This window comes from Haladaptatus sp. W1 (genome assembly GCF_001723155.1).
Taxonomy (GTDB): Archaea; Halobacteriota; Halobacteria; order Halobacteriales; family Haladaptataceae; genus Haladaptatus; species Haladaptatus paucihalophilus.
Genome location: NZ_MEIH01000137.1, coordinates 1 through 8,750, shown reverse-complemented (window position 1 = coordinate 8,750; position 8,750 = coordinate 1). Strand labels below are relative to the sequence as shown.

The following is an 8,750-nucleotide window of genomic DNA, read 5'->3' as shown; positions in this document are numbered from 1 at the left end:
GAGTACTGGGGGAAGACCCAGCGCTCGTTCGTCGAGATGGAAGAGTCCGTCTACCGCGACGAACACCCCGTCAACTGGTGTCCGCGCTGTGAGACGGCCATCGCGGACGCGGAGGTCGAAAACGAGGACCGGACGGGGACGCTCTACTACGTCACGTTCGAGGGCGTGGACAACGATAACATCGAAATCGCAACCACGCGCCCGGAGCTCCTCGCGGCGTGTGTCGGCATGGCCGTGGACCCCGAGGACGAACGCTACGCCGACCGAATCGGCGAGACGTTTGAGGTCCCGCTGTTCGGACAGGAAATCGAACTCATCGGCGACGACGACGTCGACGGCGACTTCGGGACCGGCGCGGTGATGATCTGTACGTTCGGGGACAAACAGGACGTGGACTGGTGGGCCAGACACGACCTCGACCTCCGCCCCGTGTTCACGGAGGACGGCCGCCTGAACGAACTCGCCGACGAGTTCGAGGGGCTGACCATCGACGAGGCGAAGACGGAAGTCGCCGAGACACTGGACGAGGAGGGGTACCTGAACGACTCGGAAACCACCGAACAGTCGGTCGGCACCTGCTGGCGGTGTGACACCCCCATCGAAATTCTCTCGAAGGAACAGTGGTTCGTCGAGGTCGAACCGGACGAAATCGTCGAGAAGGCGAAGGAAGTCGAGTGGATTCCAGAGCACATGTACACCCGCCTCGAAGAGTGGGCGGACGGCATGAGTTGGGACTGGGTTATCTCCCGCCAGCGCGTGTTCGCCACGCCGATTCCCGCGTGGGAGTGCGAGGAGTGCGGTCACTGGCACATCGCCGAAATCGAGGAACTGCCCGTCGACCCGACGGAAACTGGCCCCGCAGTCGGCGACTGTCCCGAGTGCGGTGGGGATTCGTGGGTCGGTGAAACCGACGTGATGGACACGTGGATGGACTCGTCCATCACGCCGCTTCACATCAGCGGATGGCCCGAGGACATCGAACTGGACGAGTTCGAACCGGTGGCGCTCCGCCCGCAGGGGCACGACATCATCCGAACGTGGGCGTTCTACACGCTCCTCCGCGTCGGCGAACTCACCGGCGAGCGGCCGTGGGACGAAATCCTCATCAACGGTATGGTGTTCGGTCCGGACGGCAACAAGATGAGCAAGTCGCGGGGCAACGTCGTCACGCCGACGGACGCCGTGGACGAGTACGGTGCCGACTCGGTTCGACAGGCGCTGGTCCTCGGCGGACAACCCGGAAGCGACGTGCAGTTCCAGCCGAAGGAAGCGACGTCCGCCTCGCGGTTCCTCACCAAAATCTGGAACATCCTCCAGTTCTCGGAGAACCACTTCGACGAGAACACGCCGGAGATCAGCGACCCGGCCTACCGCGACGCGGACCGCTGGATTCTCTCCCGACTGTCGCACACCGCCGAAAGCGTGAGCGACGATATGGAGCGGTATCGCTACGATAGGGCGCTTCGAACGCTCCGAGAGTTCGTCTGGGAGGACCTCGCGGACGACTACCTCGAACTGGTGAAGGGTCGCCTCTACGAGGGACGGCCGGGCGAGCGAAACGCCGCGCGCCACGCGCTGTACACGTGTGTTTCCTCCGTCGTTCGCATGCTGTCCCCCTTCTCGCCCTTCTTCAGCGAGGAGGTCTACAGCTACCTCCCCGGAACCGAAGAAAGCGTCAATCTGGCCACGTGGCCGGACGTCGAGATGCGCGACGACGAGGCCGAACTCGCGGGCGAAATCATCGCCGAAGTTGCGAGCGAGGTCCGGGCGTGGAAATCCGACGAGGGAATGGCCCTCAACGGCGAACTCGACCGCATCGAACTGTACGCCGACGCGGAGCGCCACCCCGACACCTACGACCTGAGCGAAGCGGTGAACGGCCCGGTCTACCTCGAAGAGGGACGACCGAACGTCGAACTCGCGCCTGTCGGCGTCAGCCCCGACCACTCGTCCATCGGGCCGAAGTTCCGCGACAAGGCGGGTGCGGTCGTCGGCGCGCTCGAATCGACGGACCCCGCCGAACTCAAAGCGCAGTTGGACACCCACGGCGAAATCATGTTGGACGCCGTGGGCGAAGAGGTCACCCTCGACGGCGACTGGGTTGAAATCGAAGAGGAGTACCGCGCCGAGAGCGGCGAAGAAGTCGAAGTGCTCGAAACGGAGCACGCGACGGTTCTCGTCTTCCCGTAGACGGGGCGCATCCGACGAGCCGTCGTCTTTACGTTCCGACCCGTCGTGTCCCGATTGGGGGAAATCATGCCAGTTAGTGACATTGCTTCGATGGAAGTCATCACCGCCAAGGAAGAGACCGACCTCGTGGACATCGCGTCGATGATGAGCGAGGAGAACGTCGGGTGTGTTCCCATCGTCGACGGGAGACGTCCGGTCGGTATCGTGACGGACCGCAAAATCGCGCTTTCGCTCGCCGACGAGGCCGACGCATCGGGCCGAACGGTCGGCGACGTGATGACGAGAGACCCAATCACGATAGACGCCGACGCCAGCGTTCACGACGCCATCGAGCGGATGGAGGACGCGGACATCCGTCGAATACCGGTCGTGGAAGACGAAGAGTTGGTGGGAATCGTCACGCTCGACGACGTGCTCGTCATGCTCGCGGACGAGATGGACGACGCCGCCGACGTCATCGAGGAGCAGACGCCGCGCTTTTGAATCACCGGAACTTTTCTTTCGCTCCTCGACTGTCGTGATATGGACGACCGAGTTCACGAACACGCGGAGGTACTGGTCGACTGGAGCGCGCGAATCGAGGAGGGCGACGATGTCGTCGTCATCACGGACGAGGGAGCACACGACCTCGCCGTCGCGGTCGGCGAGGCGGTCGGAAAGCGAAACGCGAACCTGCTGACGGTGTACAACTCCGGGGAGGTCGAGCGCGCGTACCTTCGCGCACACGACGGGGAGTTCGACGAGAACCCGGCACCCGAACTGGCGATGTACGAGAACGCCGACGTGGTGCTTCGCCTCGCGGGGAGTACGAATACGACGGCACAAGCGGACGTACCGGGGGAGACGAAGCAGGCGTACAACAAGGCGCGGATGGATATCCGAAAAGCCCGACTCGACGCGGACTGGGTTTCGACGCTTCACCCGACCCGCGCCTACGCACAGCAGGCCGGGATGGCCTACGAGGAGTACCAGGATTTCGTGTACAGTGCCGTCCTCCGCGACTGGGAATCGCTGGCGGACGAGATGGCGACGATGAAGACGCTACTGGACGAGGGAAGCGAGGTCAGAATCGTCAAGGAGGACACCGACCTCACGATGTCCATCGAGGAGCGAACCGCGGTCAACAGCTGTGCGACGGTGGCCTACGACTCGCACAACCTCCCGAGCGGCGAGGTGTTCACGGCACCGTACGCGACCGAGGGCGAGGTGTTCTTCGACGTTCCGATGACCCTGCAAGGGAATCGCATCCAAAACGTCCACCTCACGTTCGAGGACGGCGAAGTCGTCGATTTCAGCGCCGAAACCGGCGAGGACGAGTTGGCTGACATTCTCGACACGGACGAAGGCGCGCGGCGGCTCGGCGAACTCGGCATCGGGATGAACCGCGGCATCGACCGCTTTACCGACAGCATCCTCTTCGACGAGAAGATGGGCGATACGGTTCACCTCGCGGTCGGACGAGCCTACGACGCCTGCCTTCCCGAAGGAGAGACGGGCAACGAGAGCGCCGTCCACATCGACATGATAACCGACATGAGCGAAGAGTCGCGGATGGAAGTGGACGGCGAAGTAGTCCAACGAAACGGTACGTTCCGGTGGGAAGACGGGTTCGAGGAGTAGATTCGAGAAGTCGTGCCGTGAGCGAGTGAAACGAGCGAGCGGGCAGTTTTTGGCGAGGACTTACTTCCACCAGTCGCTCCGTCGGTCGCGTGCGGACGCGTGCTGGAACGGGGGTGCGAGTTCCGACTCTTCGAGCCCGAACCCGTAGCCCAGCCAGTAGCCGACGTACCAGCCGACGGCATCGGTATCGACGTCGGAAATAGAAATCGTCAGCCGGTCGTACTGCTCCAGCGCGTTGTCGTGGTCCGGGTCGGTTCCGCGGACGCCGCCGCAGGAACCGCTCGACCCCGGATTGCACGGGAGCGTATCGGGGAAACGAATCAGAACGTCGGCGGCCGAGCGGTCGTCCGTGAAGGTAAACGAGACGTTCGACGGGACGGTTCCGTCCGCGCCGTCGGCATAGTAGTCGAGCGCGCGGCGGACCTGCTCTTTCACGGCCTGTCTATCGTCCGTCTGGCCGAGGTAGACGGTGAACGACGCGTCCGCCCACGGGAGGTCACGCTCGCTCGCGTCCGGCAGCGGGCGGGACGCGAGCGCGGCCTCGGCGGCCATGATGGATTGCGGGGCCGAGCTGTGGTTCAGACCGAGGGTGTGGCCGAGCTCGTGTTTCAGGATGAGAATCGTCGATTCGTTCGAGAACGAATCGTCCACGTCTATCTGCATAGGCCGGGATATCTGTGCGGCCTCGGTGATGTACGGCGCACAGCCGACGGCGTGGTCCACCCGGGGACAGCTCTTGACGGAATCGACGAAGTTGATAACGAGGTCCGGATTCTCGGCGTTCGGGACGAGTTCGTACTGAATAGAGTACCCCGCGTATTTCGCGCTGTGGCGCTCCCAGTAGTCGAGCGCGCGCCGAACGTCGTCGGTATACCCACGCGTGCCGTCACTCGTATTGATAGCGACCGTCACCGGACCACCCCACGGATTCGAGCGATCCGCGACCGTCCCCGTTTCCGTCGCGGTCCGCGTTCCCTGCATCGTTGGGCGGTCAGTCGCGGTGTGCGTCGTCGTTCGGTCGAACTGTGCACCGGCACAGCCCGCGAGAACGAGACAGACGACGAGCATGAGCGCGCGCCAGTTCATTGGTACAGTTTCGGTTCGTCGTACTATCAAACCTTCCGCCTTCGGAAACCGCGGGCGAAACAAACGATCCACGCGAGAGATATTTAGACGGACCCTAATCGCGTATTTTTCACGCGACTATCGAACGGTAATCACGGATTGAATGAGTATGAGAGACATTTCCAATCATTCCATAGAACCTTTCAAACCGACTGTCAATCGTTTAGAACCGTTCAATCCGTTATTTTGCTGTTGAAACGAGAAACTGTGCATAACCATCGTTCTTACTTATTGGTGGTGGAATCATTGTCCGAATTGGGCAGCATGACGTACATCAAAGCAAGCGCCGCCTTGGCGGTCGTGGCAATAGAAATACTCGCTGGGGTCGCATTACTGGCAGTCGCGTTCGGAATATGAATGATGGCTGAGGGGAGTAAGCCCCCTTCTGTTCGACCCAGTATTCGGCTCAGCGTCCGAACCATCTCCGGACAAGGTCCGGAGGCGCGTCGGAGTGTATCCGACGGCGCGTCCGGGCTACCAATATGGCACGGACTTGCACCGGCAAGGATTCACCGTTCCATCCATTCTTCGCGGTCACCGCACTGACAGCGCCAGCGCGGTCGCGTGATGGCGATGCCATCACGCTTCCCTCGGTGGGTTAACTTCCTACCCTTACGGGTCGGTTCGCACACCTCATCGGTCGCGCGAAGCGGTCTCGTTTCTGTTCCAGAGCCAGTGGTCTCCCACTCCGGACTTGCGTCCGGTTGCCTACCCGGCTGGTGGGGGGACTTTCCTCACGTAGGTACCGGAAATCGATACCGTCCGCACGCGACGAGCGCCGCGTGCACCGCGGAAACCGGGCTCCCTCTGCCGAAGAAAGCTAGCCGTTGCACGCGTTTAAGCCGTTCGATACTGGTAGTCACGTCCCCTTAAAGCTGGCCAGATTGAAGGGAAGCGTTGAAGATGTTTCTGTGCATAAGCTACCTGTATGTCTGAGGCACAGGCAGTAACCCTCACCTACGAGGATGGCACGCGCGCGGTCGAACTCGCACGGGAGGCCGTCAATTCCTACGTTATCAACGGACAACGAGAACAACCGGGAAGCATGCGAGAGGCGTTCTACGCACGCACCGGCGTCTTCGTCCGGCTCGAATCCACCCGTGGTCGTGGAAGCCTACGCGGGTGCGCAGGTGCCTACGACACGAGCGAACAGTTAGGGCACGCAATCGTCGATTCGGCCATCGCGGCCGCGAGCGGAGATTCGTGCGGGTCGGAAATCGAACCCGCCGAGTTGTCGAATCTCAACATCTCCGTGTTCATCGTCGAGGAAACCACGTTGTCGAACGACCCGGCAAACGACATTCGGCTCGGACGACACGGCGTCGCCGTCGAAGGTCGCGGCGGCGAAGCGTGGATGTATCCGACGCTTCCGGTCGAGCACAACTGGAGCAAATTCGAGTATCTCGACCGAACCTGTCGAAAGGCGGGTCTCCCCCACGGCGCGTGGGAGGACGACGACGTGATGGTAACGATCGTCGATGGGCCGGTGTTCCGAGAGAGAGAGCCGGAAGGGAGTATCGAGCGAATTTAAAATTCGACCGCTGTCGCGTCTTCGATAGCCCGTCGAGCAGCGGCATCGATATCGAACTCCCGTACCAGTTCACCGTCACGGATTAGCGGCTGTAGCAACTGCTCGCCCGATGCCTCGTGTCGCGCAAGACCGACGTGATGGCCGCCATCGGCGGTTCGATAGACTTGTTTTTGACCGGAGAGTTTGCCGCGCTTCGAGACCGGTTCGCCGTCCACTTCCACGATGTCGAGCGCGAAATCGATCGGTTCCGCGTTGCTGACGTAGCTCCCGACGCCGAACCCGTCGGCGATGCCATCGAGTTGCCGGAGCTCGTCCGGTCCGAGACCGCCGCTGGCGAAGATGTCCACGTCCGCGAAGCCGTGCGAATCGAGTTCCCAGCGGAGTTCCCGAAGGATGTGCTCGAAGTCGCCGCGCCGCGACCCCGTGGTATCGATACGAACGCTGTCCAAATCGTCGCCGAGCGCGTTCACCGCGCGGAACACCTCGTCCTTTTCGTCCGAGAAGGTATCACAGAGCGCGACCCGTGGCACGTCCTCGCCGACCGCGGCGTCGAACGCGCGCCACGCGTCCTCCTGATTGCCCGCACCGAAACAGAGCATCAGCGCGTGGGGCATGGTTCCGCCGGGTTCCCGTCCGAGCACCTCGCCCGCGGCGACGTGTGAAAAGCCGTCCAGACCCGCGACGAGGGCGGACCGTTCGACGACGGCCGCGATGGACGGGTGGACGTGGCGCGCGCCGAAGCTCAGGACGGTCGAATCGGGGGCCGCGAGTCGTGCTTCGAGCGCGTTCGTCGCCATTCCGGACGCGTGCGAGAGGAACCCCAACAGCGAGGTTTCGTACCGCGCGAAGTCGAGGTAGTTCCCCTCGATGGACATGACCGGCCCGCCGTCGAACAACCGTCCCTCGGCCATCGCATCCACGTCTATCGGAAGTCCTTCGAGGAGGTGCGCCGCGTCTTTCACGCCGGAGAGGAGTTCGAACTCGCCGGTCGGGAACTGGTCGGCGGTCACTTCGGCGACGACGTGCGGGTTCTTCCCGGCGGCTTCGAGCGTCGTCTCTGTGCGAAGGAAATAGGCGTCCGTCGCGGTTCCGTCTCGAATCGACTCCTCGGGAACCACGTCGAATCGGTCGCTCACGCGAACCACCTGTCTTGCATATCGGGGGTATTCCCGCGAGAGAGAAAAAGAACCGGATTCGTCGGTCGAGAGAAACGCGGAATCTACGACGCCGCGTTGCTGTGGACGTTCGAGAGGTCGGAAACCGTCGGCGCGTTCACGATGACGACGGTGTTGCCGTTCTGTCGAACCGAGAAGGCGTCACCGAAGCCGGTGCTGTCGGGCACCGTCCACGTGTTCTGCTTTCCGTCGACCTGCTTTGCGTGGTGGTAGTTGAGCAACTTCTCGTACGCGTCCACGAACTCGCTGGCGTCCTTCTTCGAGTCCCACTTCGTCTTGAAGACGTAGCCGGTCTCGTTGTTGCCCGCGTTGTCGTTCGTGTAGACGACTATCTTGTCGCCGTCCCACCCGTTCGTGGGTTTGCTCTGATAGTTGAGCGGGTCCACTTTTTGCATCTGGCCGTCCGCGTTCCGGTTGAAGAAGTTCCGTGACGGGATTATCTGCGTTTTCCCCTGGCTCTCGAAGTAGGGATACATGAACATGGCGAAGAGGCCGGTTTCGCCGACCTCGCCGTAGTTCGGTCGCCCCTCCGGCTGGAGGCGCGTCCAACCGTCGCTCGTCGAGTCCTGCACGGAAATCGTGGACGGTTCGTCCTTCTGGTACTTGTCCGGGTGGATAATCTGCTCCGTGCTGGCGGGCGGGTTGGAGTAAACGTCGTTGACGCCCTCCCAACCCGACTGGTTGCGGACGTGGCGCACGAAGACGGGACCGTCGCTGTAAGGCTGGTATTTGATGAGGTACGGCCCGTAGTTGGTGAGTCCGCCACCGCTTCCGCCCTGCTTGGTGTCGGAGAAACACGTTCCTTTCCACTCGTTTTGACACCGCTCGTCGTAGAGATATTGGACGTTGTTGGCTTCACCTTCGAGCAGGCCGTCCACGGCGTTGTGCCGTTCGCGGGTGGTCTGGTCGAACGAAGAGAGGTTGAAGTGCTGGTCCTGAAGCGCGTGCGTGAGTTCGTGGGCGAGCGTGCTCTCGCTCACGTGCAGGTTCTCGTTGTTGTTCGAGACCAGCACGATGGACTTCTTCGACGGACTGTAGAAGCCGCCGATGGACGACCCCGAGTTCTGGTTCTGCACGCCGATGGAGTCCGTCGATTCGCCGATCATGAA

7 protein-coding genes and 1 other RNA gene are annotated in these 8,750 nt (G+C 62.2%); 4 read left to right on the top strand and 4 right to left on the bottom strand.

What is annotated here, in order from left to right:
• The 3 genes from BG842_RS07790 to BG842_RS07780 form a co-directional block, all read left to right on the top strand.
• The coding region (locus tag BG842_RS07790) for a valine--tRNA ligase (RefSeq protein WP_069450339.1) at positions 1-2,190 on the top strand (2,190 nt) is incomplete at its 5' end.
• A 66-nt stretch (positions 2,191-2,256) separates the two neighbouring features.
• Positions 2,257-2,673, top strand: a complete 417-nt coding sequence (locus tag BG842_RS07785) for a cyclic nucleotide-binding/CBS domain-containing protein (RefSeq protein WP_069450338.1) — start codon at positions 2,257-2,259, stop codon at positions 2,671-2,673.
• Between the two features lie 39 nt (positions 2,674-2,712).
• Complete coding sequence (locus BG842_RS07780; RefSeq protein WP_069450337.1) at positions 2,713-3,810, top strand: aminopeptidase; 1,098 nt, start codon at positions 2,713-2,715, stop codon at positions 3,808-3,810.
• A 60-nt stretch (positions 3,811-3,870) separates the two neighbouring features.
• On the opposite strand, the gene BG842_RS07775 is transcribed toward BG842_RS07780, so the two are convergent.
• On the bottom strand, positions 3,871-4,896 hold the full coding sequence (locus BG842_RS07775; RefSeq protein WP_069450336.1) for a matrixin family metalloprotease: 1,026 nt from the start codon (positions 4,894-4,896) through the stop codon (positions 3,871-3,873).
• A 401-nt stretch (positions 4,897-5,297) separates the two neighbouring features.
• Positions 5,298-5,747, bottom strand: an RNA gene (rnpB, locus tag BG842_RS07770) — RNase P RNA component.
• 116 nt (positions 5,748-5,863) lie between these two features.
• Between rnpB and BG842_RS07765 the strand changes: the two genes are divergently transcribed.
• Complete coding sequence (locus BG842_RS07765) at positions 5,864-6,466, top strand: TIGR00296 family protein (protein ID WP_069450335.1); 603 nt, start codon at positions 5,864-5,866, stop codon at positions 6,464-6,466.
• Here BG842_RS07765 and BG842_RS07760 read toward each other — a convergent pair.
• Positions 6,463-7,602, bottom strand: coding sequence for a nicotinate phosphoribosyltransferase (locus BG842_RS07760; RefSeq protein WP_069450340.1), 1,140 nt, complete (start codon positions 7,600-7,602; stop codon positions 6,463-6,465). The genes BG842_RS07765 and BG842_RS07760 overlap by 4 nt on opposite strands.
• Before the next feature lie 83 nt (positions 7,603-7,685).
• Positions 7,686-8,750 (bottom strand): Hvo_1808 family surface protein (locus tag BG842_RS07755; protein WP_069450334.1); only part of this gene is annotated, 1,065 nt, incomplete at its 5' end.

Excerpts from the sequence above, each read along its gene's own strand:
- BG842_RS07785 (WP_069450338.1), top strand. The coding sequence starts at position 2,257 with ATGCCAGTTAGTGACATTGCTTCGATGGAAGTCATCACCGCCAAGGAA.
- BG842_RS07780 (WP_069450337.1), top strand. The coding sequence starts at position 2,713 with ATGGACGACCGAGTTCACGAACACGCGGAGGTACTGGTCGACTGGAGC.
- BG842_RS07775 (WP_069450336.1), bottom strand. The coding sequence starts at position 4,896 with ATGAACTGGCGCGCGCTCATGCTCGTCGTCTGTCTCGTTCTCGCGGGC.
- BG842_RS07765 (WP_069450335.1), top strand. The coding sequence starts at position 5,864 with ATGTCTGAGGCACAGGCAGTAACCCTCACCTACGAGGATGGCACGCGC.